Below are 15,574 nucleotides of genomic sequence, written 5' to 3' on the forward strand. Positions count from 1 at the left end.
GCAGTTACCCCTATTTACTGACAGGTTCCGTCTAAAATCACCTGTTTGCCCACATGCCTGACCTTTAGCTTCAGCGTTTCGGCAGTGATCACCACAACAGCATCCAGAGTAGCATTCGTAAAGCGGGTCGTTAACCGGCAATCACCAAGCACCTGATTTCCAAGGCGTACATCCGCGTCATAAACCCGGTTTAGTGTCTGCACAACTTCACGTAAAGGCTCATTATCGAACACAAGCTGGCCCGTTTTATAGGCAAATTCATTGGGAAGCAATTGAAGCGACCGACGAATTGTATCCTCTTTGGCCTCAAAGGTTGCCTGCTGATTTTTGGTCAACAACACGGCTTTTCGCTTACTGGCAAATCGTACTTTCCCCGTCCGAACAGCTACGCTGACGTTGGCGTCATAAGCCCGGACATTAAACGATGTGCCAAGCACCTGCACTGATGTCTGACGGGCCTGGATTCGGAAGGGTCTTTGCGCATCCGGTATGACGTCAAAAAAAGCTTCGCCGGTCAGCGTTACGTCTCGATGATGATCATCGAACGTAGCTGGATAGCGTAGAGTGGAATGTCGATTCAGTAAAATTTTAGTCCCATCCGGTAAAATTCGTTCAGCTTGACGATTGGTTGTCGAGAAAGTCAGGAACTGCTCGACGGGTTTGGGTTGATTCAGAAAACGAAATGCCATCCAACCCACACCAATCGTAAGCAAAAGCATGGCAGCTACCCGCCAGATCGATTGACTCCAGATCGGCTTGCGTCGTTGTGGTTGCCTTTCCTGCGTCAGGTTCTGCTCTTCGCGCCGAACCGGCATGGGTTTGATAATCGGATCAGGCTGCGAAACAGATGGGACGTTGGAGTCCGACTGCCGCATTTTTCGCTGAACTGATTGCCAGGCGGATTCGGTATCAATAGGTCGGGTTTCGGCAGGTTTGGCGTCCTGCCAGATGCGTTCAAAGTGGGCAAAGTCATCCTGGCTGGGCTCTGTTGGAGCCGAGTTCTGACTGGCGAGCCACTGTTGCACCCGCGCCGACTCGCCGGGGTCGGTTTCGCCCGCCAGGAATTTGGCCAGCAGGGCGTCGTCTATGGGTCGTTGGTCTGCCATGTCTTACAAATGAACGATGGATAATGTACAATGAAGAATAACGAGTAACAGCAGCAAGGTCGTATTAATGAACCATGCCATGTGATTTTCTAGCCATTTTACACTACTCATCAGTATTAATGCCACGGGTAAATAATCGCTCAATTCAGTACGCAGAATACGAAGTGCCTTGCCAATCTGATTTTCGACTGTTTTAATCGAAATACCCAGTTGATCGGCAATTTCCTGGTATTTCAATTCTTCAAACCGACTCAGTGTGAATGCCAGCCGGCACTGTTCGGGCAATTTTCCAATAGCGGCCTGCAATCGGTCAGACAGTTCGTCGCCGAGAAGCGCCTGCACGGGTGATTCAGCCGTTGTTTCTCCCGTATAAAGCGTATGCTGCCGGTGTTCATCCCGAATGGCAAAATGCTTGATTCGATTCAGGCAACGGTTATGCACGGCCCGGAATAAATAGGACTTCAGCGAAATGGTTATCAAAAGGCCGTCGCGTTTTTCCCAAAGTGTCAGAAACATGGCCTGCACTTCTTCTTCGGCATCGTCGGCATCGGGCAAAAATTGACGGGCATACCGGCATAACGGGGCATAGTGCTGTCGGAACACAGCCTCGAATACACGTTCGTTGCCCTGCCGGATTGCCGATAATACGTCCTGTTCAGTTGGTTGCACTGACTTAGGTAGATGGATGATTGGATGCGGCAAAGCTATCATTTTCGCTGCACATGCGCTTGGTCAGCGATAAGACACCTAGTTATCGGTAAACCCCTACGCTCCTCTAAAATAAAATTATTTTTCACCTATTTACCTGAAAAATAAGCAATTGACATAGGGGAATCGAACGAAATAACTGTCGGGAGAACAAACTAACACACGCTCCATGCAGATTTTATCAAATGCCCGCAAACTCCTATTCATCGGCCTTTGCCTGACTTCCTATTCACTCTCCGCTCAAACCTTTACCCAAACCATCAGGGGTACAGTAATGGACCAAAGTCTGCAAACGCCCCTTCCCGGAGCTACAGTTGTTGTGCTCAATACGTCTCCGCTTCAGGGCACCAGCACCGACCAATCCGGCCAGTTTCAATTAACCAAAATCCCTGTCGGGCGGCAGACCCTGCAAATCAGCGCCGTCGGTTATAAAAATTCCTGCTGCAAAACATCACCGTCGATGCGGGCAAAGAACTGGTGCTCAGCGTCTCGCTGGAAGAAGCCGTCAATCAGTTATCGGAAGTAAACGTTCGGCCAACTGTCGAAAAAGACAAGCCTCTCAACGAGATGGCTGCGGTATCGGCCCGAACGTTCTCGGTAGAAGAGACGCAGAAATTTGCCGCAGCCGTCAATGATCCGGCCCGAATGGCTACTGCTTATGCGGGTGTGGTTGGGGCCGACGATGGTGGGAATAACATCGTGATCCGGGGAAACGCGCCCAATGGGCTGTTATGGCGAATGGAAGGTGTTGAGATTCCGAATCCGAATCACTTTTCTGGTTTGGGCACAGCCGGTGGCGGCATATCAATCCTGAGCGCCCAACTACTGGCCAACTCCGATTTTCTGACGGGTGCGTTCCCCGCTGAATACGGCAATGCTCTGTCGGGTGTTTTCGATCTAAGGCTGCGCCGGGGCAATAATACCAAACGTGAATACACCGTACAGGCTGGCGTCCTGGGCTTGGATCTGGCTGCCGAAGGACCAATTGCCAAAGGGTATACAGGCTCTTTTCTGGTAAATTATCGGTATTCGACGCTGGGCCTGATTTCAAAATTGGGCGCTGACATCGGCACCGGAGATCGCGTATTTCAGGATCTGTCGTTCAACGTTTATTTACCGACAAAGAAAGCAGGCGCATTTACCCTTTTTGGTTTTGGCGGTTTGAGCAGCAGTAAGATCAACGCGCTGACAGATTCAACGAAATGGGAATATGAATTTGATCGATATAACGACGATTTCCGATCGAATACAGGCGCGGCTGGCCTTACCCATACGATGCCTTTTGGTCGCAAGACCATGCTAAAAACAGTGTTGCTGGTCTCGGGCTACGAAAACAAATATCGCACCGAGCGACTGGAATCCTCCAGCAATTATCTGGCTACCGAACGGGATAACGCTTCCTACCAGACTCAGAAACGAATTTTATCGTCGACGCTGACGTATAAACCCAACGCGCAACATACATTCCGCACCGGTCTGATCGGCACTCAACTCCGGTACGATCTTACCCAGCGATCGTGGGAAGCCGAAGAACAGCAAATGCTAACGCGCGTTCGGGTAAGCGACCGAACCAGCACATTGCAGGCCTTTGGGCAATGGAACTACCGGTTATCGGAGCAGGTGACCATGAATGCTGGAGTACACTACCTTCACCTAACCCTCAATGGCACATCGGCGCTTGAACCACGTGGTTCCATTCGATGGGGGTTCGCACCGAATCAGTCACTGAGCTTTGGGTATGGCCTGCATAGTCAGTTACAGAATCCAGCTACTTACTTTGTACTGCCAGCCAGTCAATCCAGCGATACACCATCACCCACCAACCGAAACCTGGGCTTTTCGCGCTCGCACCATTACGTGCTGGCCTACGACCGTCGGCTCAACAGCCGGGCAGATGGTCCACCGTTGCGGCTGAAAGTTGAAACCTACTACCAATGGCTGTTCGACATTCCGGTAAGTGCCGATAAACGGGATGCCTTCGCGATCACGAATAGCTTCAGCGGATCGGCCGATCGGAATCTGGCGAACAACGGCCACGGTCGCAACTACGGACTGGAATTAACCCTGGAACAATTCCTGCATCATGGTCTTTATTTCCTGGTTTCGTCATCGTTATACAATTCCGAGTATCAGGGATCGGACGGTGTATGGCGGAACACCCGCTGGAATGGCCGCCACGCCCAGAGCCTGCTGGTCGGTAAAGAATGGACGAATGGCTCTAATGTATTTGGCCTGAATCTTAAACTCAGCTACTATGGCGGTTATCGCGACACGCCTATCGACCTGGCCGAATCGAAACGGCTGAGCCAGACAGAATACATCGATAATCAGTCGTTTACGGAACAGTTGCCTGATTACTTTCGTCCCGATATCCGGCTAAGCTGGAAGAAAAATAAGCTTCGATCAACGCGTACACTCTCCCTCGATCTGCAGAATGCGGTGAACCGTCAGAATGTTTATGGGCGCTCATTTGATACGTCCAGTGGAACAATCAAAACGTTTTATGGCACAGGGCTGATTCCAGTACTCAGCTATCGGGTGGCGTTTTAACGAAAGAACCCTTAAGGCGGCAGCGCTTATATTCTGTCGCCTTAAGGGTTTGGCTATCGCTTCTAGCCCTACGATTGATTAATCTGGGGCTTATTGACTGTAACGATCTTGTCTTCGCTTAGCTGCTCCTGTTGATAAACAAACTCATGCGTTCTCCGCGCCCGTTCGCGGGCTTCGCGGGCTTTTTCCATATAATGCCGGGCGGCTTTTTCATTCCCTCCCTCCGCAAACTGCTTTCCGGATTGTTCCAGCAGAATTACGGTTTCTTCGAGGCTGCGAATCGCTTTCCAGAATGATTCTTCTACATCTTTCGTAGTTGCGGCAAGCAGCGTACTTGCCGTAAACGCGTGGCCGGTATGGCACCGGTAGCGAATCAGCTTTCCTTCTTTAATACTAATCAGTGCTCCATTGCATTCCGGGCAGGTTAAGCGTGTCAGTTCACCCATATCCTGAATGCCCAGTTCGAACGCATTTTCCTGGGCCGCAATGTTAATCTCCGTTGCCATGAGTTCTGTTTCTTCTGTCGACAGTTCCGGCTTGTCACTGACGTTTTCCCTGATTAAATCTTCGAGCAGAAAGGCCATTTTAGAAACCGGAACCACATAATCGACATCTACATACTCAAGCACACTGTCGGGCATACTGGCATACATAGCATCAGCGGGGTCCTGAATGATACCAATGCCCCCCAATCGTTTCACCGACCACATACCCGATGTACCGTCGTTTAGCATACCCGTTAGCACAATACCGATCACCCGGGGGCCATACGTATAAGCCGCCGACCGGAATAACGCATCGATCGAAGGCCGGAACCGGTTTTCTTTCGGCCCTTTTTTTACGATTACCTGGTCATATTCAACCAGCATATGGTAGTCGGGGGGCGCAACATAAATCCGGCCGGTCTGAATAATTTCGCCATCGGTTGGGTGAGTAACGGGCAGAGGACCGGCAAGCTTAAGAATGTCGGGCAGAAAACTTGGAGAATGGGGCGATATATGCTGAACTACAAAGACAGCTGCGTCGAAGTTAGGAGGCAACAATTCCACCAATTTTCTTAGCGCATAAACGCCACCTGCCGATGCACCTATAACAATAATGTTTCGTTTTGCCATATCGCGGATAAGCTGTTACTTTTACGATACATATATGACTATGTTTGCCAAAACAGTCTGTTTAGCCAGGTAGAAACGAGCTTTAATCAACATCTCGACTGTCTGTTTATTGCATAGTTTCCAAACCCTCTCCATGCCGATAAGTTTTCGGAGTACCCTAAATGGCTAAAAAAAAATCCCCCCCCTGCCAACTCAAACGCCATCATCGCCGATACCCATTGTTGCTATCGGCGCTTCGGCTGGTGGTATTGAAGCCGTTTCGGAACTTCTTTCGAATCTATCAGCTACAACGGAACTAGCCTACGTATATATTCAACACCTCGATCCGACTTTTGAAAGTCATTTACCAGACATACTTGGTCGTGTAACTACGATGCCGGTTCTGGAGGCTGAACATATGCTTCCTATAGAGCCCAATCATGTCTATGTTATACCGCCCGACCGTGATCTGGAAGTAATCGATGGTGTATTAACGCTTCTTCCCCGCAACCAGTCAGGTATTTCCGGTATTCATATGCCAATCGACCAGTTTTTTTTATCGCTGGCCGAACGACAGAAAGAGAGCGCCATTGCGGTCATTTTATCAGGAACTGCATCTGACGGAACGCTGGGTATGCGCGCCATCAAAGCGGCCGGTGGTTTTACGTTTGCCCAGGATGAAACCGCCCAGTTTCAAAGTATGCCCCGGTCGGCTATTTCCGAAGGTGTTGTAGACCGTGTTCTTTCGCCAGCCGAAATTGCCCATGAACTGGAACGGCTCAGCCAACTACCTTCTATTTTCCAGCAAACGGCACAAACGGAGTTGATGGACGAAGAAGAATCCAGCGATGACCTCCGGATCATTATTCAGCTACTTCGCCGAATGACTGGTACCGATTTTAGCCATTATAAGCTAACTACCATCCGGCGACGTATTATCCGCCGGACGTTGTTGTACAAGCTGGATACCCTGCGCGACTATGCCGATTATTTGCGCCAGCATCCGGAAGAAGCACCATTGCTCTATGATGATTTATTGATCAACGTAACGAGCTTTTTCCGGGATGCCGATACGATGGATTACCTCCAGAAAGTACTGTTCCCGCAACTGATTAAAAATAAACCCAGTCGAGACCCGCTGCGTATCTGGATTACGGCCTGCTCTACGGGGCAGGAAGCCTATTCAATAGCCATGCTGCTGCTGGAAGTGCTCGGCGATCGGGCCACCAGTATGACCATTCAGATCTTTGCTACAGATTTGAGTGAATCGGCGGTAGCCAAAGCACGGCTGGGCAGCTATACCCGAAGTGAAGTCGTCGACGTATCCCCCTCGCGTTTACAACGCTTCTTCACGAAAGTCGATGACCACTATCGCATCAACAAGTCGGTGAGGGATCTCTGTGTATTTGCCCCGCATAATCTGTTAAAAGATCCGCCGTTTTCGCGGCTGGACCTTATCAGTTGTCGCAATCTGCTTATTTACCTGGATACGACCCTACAGCGAAAAGCGATCGTCACGTTTCATTATGCCCTGAATCCGAGTGGATTCTTGATGTTGGGAAAATCAGAAACCGTGGGTTCATCGGCTCCGTTGTTTTCGCAACTCGAAAAAAATTATAAAATTTTCATTCGCAAAAACGATGTAGACAGTCGAGCCTCGTTTACCATGAGTCCACGTCAACTGGATGGCAGCCAGACCGGATCATCGAACAGACAGCTTACCGCCCCAAAAATGAATAGTTCGTCGGCAGACCGTTTTCCTAATTCGGGAAATGACCTGGATAAAGTGGTAGATAATCTGTTGCTGAGTCAATATATTCCGGCCTGCGTTCTGGTAAATCAGGATCTGGAAATTCTTCAGTTTCGTGGCTCAACAAGTCTGTTTCTCGAGCCTGCACCGGGCAAAGCGAGTCTGAACCTGATTAAAATGGCCCGTCCATCGTTGGTTTTCGAACTGAGAAATACGATCCATAAAGCGCAAAAATCAGGGGAGTCCGTGCGCAAAAGTGGGTTGGAAGTGCGGCTTAAAGATAAAGTACATTACGTTTCGATTGAGGCCGTACCGCTGAACACCAATACAGAAGAACGACTTTACCTGATCATCTTTGAAGAAGTTGAGCCACCGATAGCCCCGTCAAACCGTTCGGCCGATGCACGTAATCGCCGGATCAAAGAGCTTGAAGACGAACTGGCCAATCTTCGGGAGGACATGCGTTCCATTATTGAGGAACAGGAAGCCAGTAATGAAGAACTGCAATCGGCCAATGAAGAGATCATCAGCAGCAATGAGGAATTGCAGAGTATTAACGAAGAACTCGAAACCAGCAAAGAAGAAATTGAATCGACCAACGAAGAATTGCTGACGATCAATCAGGAATTGCAGGTACGCAATGATCAACTATCAGAAGCCCACCAGTTTGCCGAAGATATCTTTGGCACAATTCGGGAGGCTACGTTGGTGCTGGATACCGACCTGCGCGTAAAAAGTGCAAACCAGACATTCTATCGACTCTTTGGAACCAAAGAAGAAGATACAGAACGGCAGCTCATTTATGAACTGGGCAACCGCCAGTGGGATATTCCTGAGCTGCGCCTGATGCTGACGGATGTGGCTACACATAGCACTCAGATTCAGGGCTTTGAGTTCACTTACTCATCGCCGGACCCTCGGATTGGCAGTAAAGTTCTGTCCTTAAATGCTCGTCGGGTGGTACGTCAGCACGAAGCGATTCTGCTCGCGATCGAAGATATTACCGAACATAGGCGGGCACAACGACTGCTGGCCGAACGGGAAGCTTGGTTTCACCAGATTGCCGACAATGCTCCCAGTCTTATTTGGGTTACCGGCCCCGATGGCAAATACACGTTTATCAACAAAGTATGGGCCGACTATACAGGGCGTACGCTCGAGGATATTACGAACCACGGGTGGGCACCAAATCTGCACCCCGATGACCGAAAAGGCTATGAAGGAACTTATAATCAATACATAGCCGATAGAAAACCGTTTAGTTCCGAGTACCGGCTGCGACGGTACGATGGTGAGTACCATTGGATGCTGGAGAATGCTCAGCCGATGTTTGCGCCCGATGGAACATTTGGGGGCTATATTGGTAGCTCGGCCGATATGCATCTGCAAAAAGAACTTAATCAGGAACTGGACCGACGGGTGCAGGAGCGGACGGAAGCACTGGCCCTAAGCACGGCTCTACTGCAATCGGTTTTTGACTCTTCGCTCAATGGTATCAGCGTTTTAAAAAGCATCCGGAATGAGTCAGGCGAACTTATAGATTTTGAGTATCAGATTGTCAACCAGGCAACTGAACAAACAATTGGTCAAACCAACCTTACTGGAAAGCGCTATTCCATACTAAATAAAGCATTCAAACAATCTGATTTGTTTACTATTCTGAAACAAATAGTCGAAACAGGCGAATCGAAACGCTTTCCGCTGCATTATGAGAACGAATCCATCAATCAGTGGCACCACGCTTCGGCCGTAAAACTTAATGATGGGGTTGTATTATCGTTTGAGGCCATTACTGACCAAAAGCAGATTGACGAATAGATTCATTGATCCTGCCCACTTGAGATTTGCAGAAACACAACTGACTAGTAAATAAATAGCCGGTAGATAGATTAGTAAATCATTTCGGACTCATTGGTAGTAAGGATTAAATAAGGCAAACAATCACTGGCCTGTGCGTTCTAACATTTAATCTATGCTGGCAGAGTCCCGAATTTTTATCGTTGATGACGGGGCTGACTACCGTTTTTTAACCGAGCAGATTTTCACGCGATTTCTGTCTCAGTATTCAATTCGTTTTTTTGCGAGCGGAGATGCGCTTTATCAGCATATTCAGGCTTATCCAACCGGCAAGCCTGAACTCATTATCCTCGATTTGCATATGCCTGGATTAAGCGGAGAGCAGGTTCTGACCTATCTGAAAAAGCATCCACAATGGCATTATATTCCTGTCATTATGATGAGCAGTACGGTTGATGAGGCCGAGATAACTGCCTGTTATGAAGCGGGGGCCAATTCATTTCTGGCTAAACCAGATGGCATGACTCAGTACAAAGAAATATTTGAGTCAGTCTGTACGTACTGGCTTAAATTTAATCGACCTTCACAATAAGCAAACTTTTTTGACTATCAACCTCTAATAGTATTATTGACTTTGGAAGGGCTTTCTCAAAAATCGGTATTTAAAGCAGATCGGCGGGGTCGATCAGGCGATTTTTAATGGCAAACAAAACCAGACCAGCGGTATTGCGGGCATTGGTCTTTTCGAGCAGATTAGCCCGGTGGCCGTCTACAGTTCGGATACTGACACAGAGCCGATCGGCAATTTCAGGGGCTGTCAGTTGTTTACAAATCAAATTCAGCACTTCGATTTCACGAGCAGTGAGCGTAGCAGGCAAATCATCGGTAAGCAACCGACGGGGCTTTTTTACGAGCATCCGGTTTTTCAGTGCCGTCAGGAAGGCTTCATTAAAATAAAAATCTGATTCAACCACAGCCTTTATGGCCCGTTCAACTTCGAGCGGTTCTACATTTTTGAACAGATAGGCATTTACGCCCAAATCCATCAGGTGCGTCACGAACCGATCTTCGCCATAAACCGACAGGATAATAATTTTCAGAGCTGGATAGTCGGAGTGAATGAGTTTCGTTGTTTCGACCCCGTTTAGTTCCGGCATCGAGAGATCGAGCAAAACGACATCGGGCAACGGATCTGCAACGGCCAAAGCATCGAGTAAGGCACGTCCATTGTCGGCTTCAAGCACAATATTCATCCCCTCAAACGCATCTACAATAGCAATCATACCCTTGCGAAACAATACCTGATCGTCGGCAATGGCCACGCGAATTGAACTCATAGAGAAGTAGTTAAGGGAATGACAGCAGTTACCCGTAGACCCTGACCAGGTTGGGTCTCGAACGAAACGGTTCCGTTGAGCATCTGGGCGCGGGTCTCAATATTTTTCAATCCAAGACTACGTTGCTGGTAAGCCTGGGCATAATCAAATCCTTTCCCATCATCAGCGTACAGCAATTCCAGCCGATTATCACGCTGGTGCAACTGTAACCGGATATCGCTGGCGTCGGCGTGTTTAAGGGCATTGTTAAGCAACTCCTGCACCAATCGGTAGACAATCAGATTCGTACGGGTAGGCAACGTGATCTCATGGTCAACCGTGAGTTCAACGTTGACATCAGCAATATCCATCGCACTTTCACACAAGCCTTCAAGCGCATAGGTTAGCCCAAGTTCTTCGAGTCCCTGAGGCAGAAGATCGTTGGAAATTCGCCGGACGCTGTCGATGGTATTGTCAATAACCACTTTGAACCGGGTTGTCAGGTCGTCGGCTTCGGTTTTATTCTGATTTTTGTGAGCCAATTGCCCAACCAGCAGGCGCATTGCCGAAAGAGCAGCCCCCACCTCATCGTGAAGGTCACGGGCAACGCGCTTACGCTCGTCCTCCACCGCATCGAGTGTGCGGTACACTACATCCTGCTGGTAGTTTAATTCCATTTCTTTAAGCTTTAATGCCTGGTCGGAGAGCCGTTTCTGATAAAAAAGCAGAAAACCAACGATTCCGGCTACCAGCAGTGAAAGTGCCAATGCTCCTCCAAAAACAAGAACATAAATGTCTATCGAAGTCTCGGGCTGAACCATAAACCAACGCTAATTAACAGATGCATCAGGACCATCAGGAGCGCATGAAGGCCGAAAACAGTCAATATAAGCGTTCGATTCGAGTTGCTCAGCAGCGCATTGCTCAGAATTAAAAAAAACAAACTCCCGGCAAAGTAGAGCAGGAATCCCGTGTTGATCCAGAAGACAGGGTGCCTGTCGATTCGCTTTTCGGTTAGCTCGGTCAGCATTTTATAAAAACAAAGTACTGCCAGCGCGATAACCAGCAGGCCCTCAAGGCCACGTGCGTAGGTGTTGTAGCCATGAAGTGGCTGGAGAAACAGGCTGTTCAGAATGGCCAGAACGGTAAAACCTACCATAAAACCCGGCACTAATGGGCGGGGATAAAAAGTACCGAAAAAGGAAAAATAAAACAGGGCAATGATGTTGAATTCCAGGATCGTGTATAGATGCAGTATGTACAGGTTAGGAACGTTCAGGTAGGACGTAATGTAGGAAACAGCCTCACCTAACGTGGCTAGTCCCACGAACAGGGCTACGTACCTCAGGTAGCCTGTCAGGTAAGCTATTCGAATCAGTACCACGGCCACTGAAACGAGTAGAAACCAGGTTCCGTTGTCACCTATCCATAGAAAAAAATCCTGCATGCGGTTCTTAGTTGTTGATGAGTAAACGTATTGTCTTTTCTTATCGATCGCGAACTGTCGGGAGGGGCAATGAATCAATCAACTCCGTGTATTAATCGTACCCCTCCGCTCGGGTTTCTACCGAATAACTTCCCTCTGTCTGGCTCCAAGCAGAAGCAACCTTACCTCAGTTTTCGTCAGCAGGGCCGATGAACAATGGACTTTCGGGATCACAATAAGGCGGACAACCGTGCGAGAAATCAAACACGTTATAGGTCTCCTCCATTGCCTCATTACCGGTATTGATAACCATTGGGCCCACCAGGTCAATAATCATGTCGGGGTCGGATGCTGTCGGATCGATGTCTTTCTGATGCGCTGCCGATACCAGCAAGAGACAGGGGCGCAGGCGTCCTTCCTTTAGATCTTCTTTCCGGCCTATGTACATGCGAATAAATTCGGTATCATCCTGCTTGAGAAGTTCCACAAAGTCGGCCCGACGAACCACAAACCCCCGCATTTCGGTTGGACTGAGCTGTTTACCCTCCGGATCAGCATCAATCCAGTTGGAAATCCAGGATTGGGCGGTTTCGAGAGGGACAGAAAAAGGCACCCATTCATCTTGTTTTGATTCGGTAGTCATTTAAGCGATAGAGTTAACTGATTTGAGTTAAGCGCAAAACAATGCAATTGGGGAAGACTGCACATCCGTAAAACTACCCGTTTTCATAAAACAGGCAGAAAAGCCTGGCTGCTGCCCAGTGAACTACCTGTTTAGACGATCGGGTGGTTTTGCTTATTTACAGATTTGAGCAATCATACACTTTTGCATCGACAATTTCTTCTTTTTTAATTCATTTCTAAACAAATAACCCCATGGTTCTCGAAGCAGTAACATTCAATCCCACGGTAACGCTACCCGATGAGGCTGGCGATCAGGGGCCTATTCAGTACTATCTGGTCTGGGCATCTATTCCGGCCAATGATGACAAAGGCATCGTCATCGACAATGTGCTGGAAGGTGACGAAATCGAGGTATATAACACCGCTGGCATTGCCTCTTTCGATAAAGTGAGTATGGAACCCATCAAGGGAATCGTGGGTATTATCAATGTCGTAGCGGGCGGAGCGATAGTATTGGCCGAACCCGAAATGGCTCCACTGGTTGCTGGTTTTACGGCTGGCGTTGAGGCTATTATCGATGCGGTTCCTGATGAGTTAGGGACTGCCCGTCGGACTGCCTATGGCCTTGACCCAGGCACAGGAGACTATGCAAAAAATGAAGGAGGTCTGATTGTCTGCATGCCCGAATCGAGTGGAGCTATCTACGCTACCGATGATTATCATCTGACTGGTGACACAAAAAATGAGGGCAGACTCTACAAATATTACAGCGACGATACCAAGAACGTGAATGCGTTTTTTCCATGCCCCATTGTGAATGATTCGAATGACCCCACTAGCCCAAACAACGGCCGGATGAGTGCAACCTCGGGTAAACCTGGTCGGGGAGCTATTAACATTCTGGCTTTCGATGAGCGATTCGACGATAATGCAGGGTATTACAACGTGGGTATCATAATCACCCGTCATAGTAATATCGATCAGGATGTGCAGCTTAAAGAGCAATTACTGGAAGCCGTTCCGAATTCGATCTTCTAAATGAGGTCGGCATAGTCAGTTCTGTTCTTCAGGGAAATTATGTCTTCATCCTGCTCAGATCGAATCATTTTGCTTTGATAACCTGGCAGCATTGCTGTTACCCGTGGTGGTGCTGCCAACCATTTAACCTGGCTACATTCATGATTATGGCGTCTGTTGTCCGAAAAGCAACCAGCCTGTCAGCCCGTCGGAATGGCCTTTTCCTATGCGGCATTCCGCTTTTACCACCCAGTTAGTGTCAATCTTATTTATGAGAAAGTTATCACTTATAACCATTCTGGCCACGCTATTTTTAGTTGTCATGATGCTGCTAAACGCCATTCAGGCATACTTTCTTTTTCCGTAGTTACCTTCTTCTTTTTTACATTTTATGAGTAGCTATCAGAACCTCCCCTACCAATCCGTAACTTTCAAAGGATCACATAACTCCTACGATCGCGACGAGTCGCTGTATGATCAACTGGTTTTTCATCCCGACAAGCCCTATAACTGCGGGTGTCGCGGTGTTGAGCTCGATATCTGGCGGCACTCCGACGATCCAGGAACGGGCTTGTTCACGGTTAGCCATTCGGGAGGTGGTGGGCCGGATCTGTCTACTTATCTGGCCTCACTATTAAGCTGGCACGATACAAATCCAGACCACGATCCGGTTTGGGTAACGCTCGACATTAAAAGCTCCAACGGCGACAAAACCACATTCCCCGATCAGATTGATGGATACCTGACCAGCTATTTCCGGACAAGTTTGATTTTTAACCCCATTTTACTCTATACCAGTAAATCCAGATCGCTTTGCGAAAATGTTGAATTGACGGGCTGGCCAACTCTGGGCGATATGCGAAACCGGTTCATTTTCTGTCTGAGCGGAAATGAAGACTGGAAATCCTATTACGCCAATACAAACCAGCAGGGATGTCTGTGTTTTGCCGATATGGACCGCCCCGACGATGAATCCAATCCGGATGTACCAACGACCGGCTCGAGGGTTGTCATCAACATGCACATTTACTCGGACGATCACGATAAATGGGCGCAAAGCATTCCAGCCTATTCAACCAAAAACCTGCTGGTTCGGGTCTATATCGCCAATGGTGAAGATCTGTGGAACAATGCTCAGTCAGCTGGTGCTTCGCTGATTGCCACCGATAAAGTAAGTAATTACAGTTGGGCTGAAGTCAGTAACGATGCTCCTTTCGCCCAGCGAAGCACCTTCCAGACGGTCAACCAGCGTCAGGTTGCTGAAGCACCCCAACAAATGATCCGGCTCTTGTCTAAAGACAGCGCTTAACGAGAAGTTGTTTCACACCTGATTGTCTAAAAAAATGGGAGCACCTGGTTCGTCCGGGTGCCCCTCTTTTTGTTGGTATAAATCGGAATCGTTTGGGGATAGTCCGTGGATTTAATTCAAAAAATCACGGACGGGCTATCGTGCGCAGTAACCAATGATCAATTTGATGGACGATCTCTGCAAAATCGGCTGGGCGTTCCGTATAATCCAGCTGATTAACATCAACGATCAATAGATCCCCGATTTGATACGATGCGACAAATTCTTCATAGAGCTGATTCAGACTGTCCAGATAATCATCACTGATCGCCTTTTCGAAAGCCCGGCCGCGTTTCTGGATCTGTTTGCGGAGCTTCGGCAAATCGGCACGCAGGTAGATCATCAGATCGGGTGGACGAACCATACTCATCATGTTTTCAAACAGGTTCCGATAGGTCTGATAATCACGTTCGCTCATTGTGCCCAGCAGGTATAAATTACGGGCAAAAATGGCGGCATCTTCGTAAATAGTGCGGTCCTGAATAATAGACGTATGGCCCTGTTCGGCAACTGTTAGCACCCGGCGCATCTGCGCAAAGCGGCTATTGAGAAAATAGATCTGAAGGTTAAAAGCCCAGCGCGGCATATCTTCATAAAAATCGGCCAGATACGGATTACCCTCTACTGCTTCGTATAGCACCTCCCAGCCGTAATGACTGGCCAATAGTCCCGCGAGTGTTGTCTTGCCAGCTCCGATATTTCCGGTTATCGCAATATGCATAAAAGGTTGATAGTTAAGAGCAAGAAGGGCATTTGGGAATGAGAAGTCAGGAACGATAGCCCAAGGTACAGGCAGGCCCGATTTCATTGGTTTCTTTCCCTGTTCATCTGACTCTCC

At 48.4% G+C, this 15,574-nt stretch carries 14 protein-coding genes; 6 read left to right on the top strand and 8 right to left on the bottom strand.

What is annotated here, in order from left to right:
- Window positions 1-14 precede the first annotated feature (14 nt).
- Window positions 15-1,106 (bottom strand): FecR family protein, encoded by a 1,092-nt coding sequence (locus tag G8759_RS21920; RefSeq protein ID WP_167212458.1) that lies wholly within the window; start codon window positions 1,104-1,106, stop codon window positions 15-17.
- Window positions 1,107-1,109: 3 nt separating this feature from the next.
- Window positions 1,110-1,775 carry an RNA polymerase sigma-70 factor gene (locus tag G8759_RS21925; RefSeq protein ID WP_394353259.1) on the bottom strand — a complete coding sequence of 222 codons (666 nt, stop codon included), beginning with the start codon at window positions 1,773-1,775 and terminating at the stop codon, window positions 1,110-1,112.
- A 208-nt stretch (window positions 1,776-1,983) separates the two neighbouring features.
- Between G8759_RS21925 and G8759_RS35985 the strand changes: the two genes are divergently transcribed.
- Both G8759_RS35985 and G8759_RS21930 read left to right on the top strand, forming a co-directional pair.
- On the top strand, window positions 1,984-2,340 hold the full coding sequence (locus G8759_RS35985; RefSeq protein ID WP_232073898.1) for a carboxypeptidase-like regulatory domain-containing protein: 357 nt from the start codon (window positions 1,984-1,986) through the stop codon (window positions 2,338-2,340).
- Complete coding sequence (locus tag G8759_RS21930) at window positions 2,292-4,364, top strand: TonB-dependent receptor (RefSeq protein ID WP_232073899.1); 2,073 nt, start codon at window positions 2,292-2,294, stop codon at window positions 4,362-4,364. The genes G8759_RS35985 and G8759_RS21930 overlap by 49 nt, the downstream gene beginning before the upstream one ends.
- A gap of 68 nt (window positions 4,365-4,432) precedes the next feature.
- Here G8759_RS21930 and G8759_RS21935 read toward each other — a convergent pair whose 3' ends face one another.
- A complete protein-coding gene (locus G8759_RS21935; RefSeq protein WP_167212464.1) occupies window positions 4,433-5,479 on the bottom strand; it encodes a chemotaxis protein CheB in 1,047 nt (348 codons plus the stop codon).
- Window positions 5,480-5,705: 226 nt separating this feature from the next.
- Between G8759_RS21935 and G8759_RS21940 the strand changes: the two genes are divergently transcribed.
- Window positions 5,706-9,026, top strand: a complete 3,321-nt coding sequence (locus tag G8759_RS21940) for a CheR family methyltransferase (RefSeq protein ID WP_232074317.1) — start codon at window positions 5,706-5,708, stop codon at window positions 9,024-9,026.
- A 154-nt stretch (window positions 9,027-9,180) separates the two neighbouring features.
- Window positions 9,181-9,597: a response regulator gene (locus tag G8759_RS21945; RefSeq protein ID WP_167212467.1), complete on the top strand. Its 417-nt coding sequence runs from the start codon at window positions 9,181-9,183 to the stop codon at window positions 9,595-9,597.
- 70 nt (window positions 9,598-9,667) lie between these two features.
- Here G8759_RS21945 and G8759_RS21950 read toward each other — a convergent pair whose 3' ends face one another.
- From G8759_RS21950 to G8759_RS21965, 4 genes are all read right to left on the bottom strand, one after another.
- Window positions 9,668-10,342: a response regulator transcription factor gene (locus tag G8759_RS21950; RefSeq protein ID WP_167212470.1), complete on the bottom strand. Its 675-nt coding sequence runs from the start codon at window positions 10,340-10,342 to the stop codon at window positions 9,668-9,670.
- On the bottom strand, window positions 10,339-11,142 hold the full coding sequence (locus G8759_RS21955) for a sensor histidine kinase (protein ID WP_167212473.1): 804 nt from the start codon (window positions 11,140-11,142) through the stop codon (window positions 10,339-10,341). The genes G8759_RS21950 and G8759_RS21955 overlap by 4 nt, the downstream gene beginning before the upstream one ends.
- Window positions 11,118-11,768, bottom strand: coding sequence for a hypothetical protein (locus G8759_RS21960; RefSeq protein WP_167212476.1), 651 nt, complete (start codon window positions 11,766-11,768; stop codon window positions 11,118-11,120). Before G8759_RS21960 ends, G8759_RS21955 begins: the two co-directional genes overlap by 25 nt.
- A 166-nt stretch (window positions 11,769-11,934) precedes the next feature.
- Entirely contained in the window at window positions 11,935-12,390 is a 456-nt protein-coding gene (locus G8759_RS21965; protein ID WP_167212479.1) for a hypothetical protein, read from the bottom strand.
- A gap of 233 nt (window positions 12,391-12,623) precedes the next feature.
- On the opposite strand from G8759_RS21965, the gene G8759_RS21970 reads away from it, so the two are divergent.
- Both G8759_RS21970 and G8759_RS21975 read left to right on the top strand, forming a co-directional pair.
- A complete protein-coding gene (locus G8759_RS21970; RefSeq protein WP_167212482.1) occupies window positions 12,624-13,409 on the top strand; it encodes a hypothetical protein in 786 nt (261 codons plus the stop codon).
- Between the two features lie 370 nt (window positions 13,410-13,779).
- Window positions 13,780-14,697, top strand: a complete 918-nt coding sequence (locus G8759_RS21975; protein WP_167212485.1) for a Ca2+-dependent phosphoinositide-specific phospholipase C — start codon at window positions 13,780-13,782, stop codon at window positions 14,695-14,697.
- Window positions 14,698-14,821: 124 nt separating this feature from the next.
- Here G8759_RS21975 and G8759_RS21980 read toward each other — a convergent pair whose 3' ends face one another.
- A complete protein-coding gene (locus tag G8759_RS21980) occupies window positions 14,822-15,457 on the bottom strand; it encodes a deoxynucleoside kinase (RefSeq protein WP_167212488.1) in 636 nt (211 codons plus the stop codon).
- Window positions 15,458-15,574: the final 117 nt, after the last annotated feature.

The sequence above is a fragment of the Spirosoma aureum genome (genome assembly GCF_011604685.1).
Taxonomy (GTDB): domain Bacteria; phylum Bacteroidota; class Bacteroidia; order Cytophagales; family Spirosomataceae; genus Spirosoma; species Spirosoma aureum.

Excerpts from the sequence above, each read along its gene's own strand:
- G8759_RS21920 (WP_167212458.1), bottom strand. The coding sequence starts at position 1,106 with ATGGCAGACCAACGACCCATAGACGACGCCCTGCTGGCCAAATTCCTG.
- G8759_RS35985 (WP_232073898.1), top strand. The coding sequence starts at position 1,984 with ATGCAGATTTTATCAAATGCCCGCAAACTCCTATTCATCGGCCTTTGC.
- G8759_RS21935 (WP_167212464.1), bottom strand. The coding sequence starts at position 5,479 with ATGGCAAAACGAAACATTATTGTTATAGGTGCATCGGCAGGTGGCGTT.
- G8759_RS21945 (WP_167212467.1), top strand. The coding sequence starts at position 9,181 with ATGCTGGCAGAGTCCCGAATTTTTATCGTTGATGACGGGGCTGACTAC.
- G8759_RS21950 (WP_167212470.1), bottom strand. The coding sequence starts at position 10,342 with ATGAGTTCAATTCGCGTGGCCATTGCCGACGATCAGGTATTGTTTCGC.
- G8759_RS21955 (WP_167212473.1), bottom strand. The coding sequence starts at position 11,142 with ATGGTTCAGCCCGAGACTTCGATAGACATTTATGTTCTTGTTTTTGGA.
- G8759_RS21960 (WP_167212476.1), bottom strand. The coding sequence starts at position 11,768 with ATGCAGGATTTTTTTCTATGGATAGGTGACAACGGAACCTGGTTTCTA.
- G8759_RS21965 (WP_167212479.1), bottom strand. The coding sequence starts at position 12,390 with ATGACTACCGAATCAAAACAAGATGAATGGGTGCCTTTTTCTGTCCCT.
- G8759_RS21970 (WP_167212482.1), top strand. The coding sequence starts at position 12,624 with ATGGTTCTCGAAGCAGTAACATTCAATCCCACGGTAACGCTACCCGAT.
- G8759_RS21975 (WP_167212485.1), top strand. The coding sequence starts at position 13,780 with ATGAGTAGCTATCAGAACCTCCCCTACCAATCCGTAACTTTCAAAGGA.
- G8759_RS21980 (WP_167212488.1), bottom strand. The coding sequence starts at position 15,457 with ATGCATATTGCGATAACCGGAAATATCGGAGCTGGCAAGACAACACTC.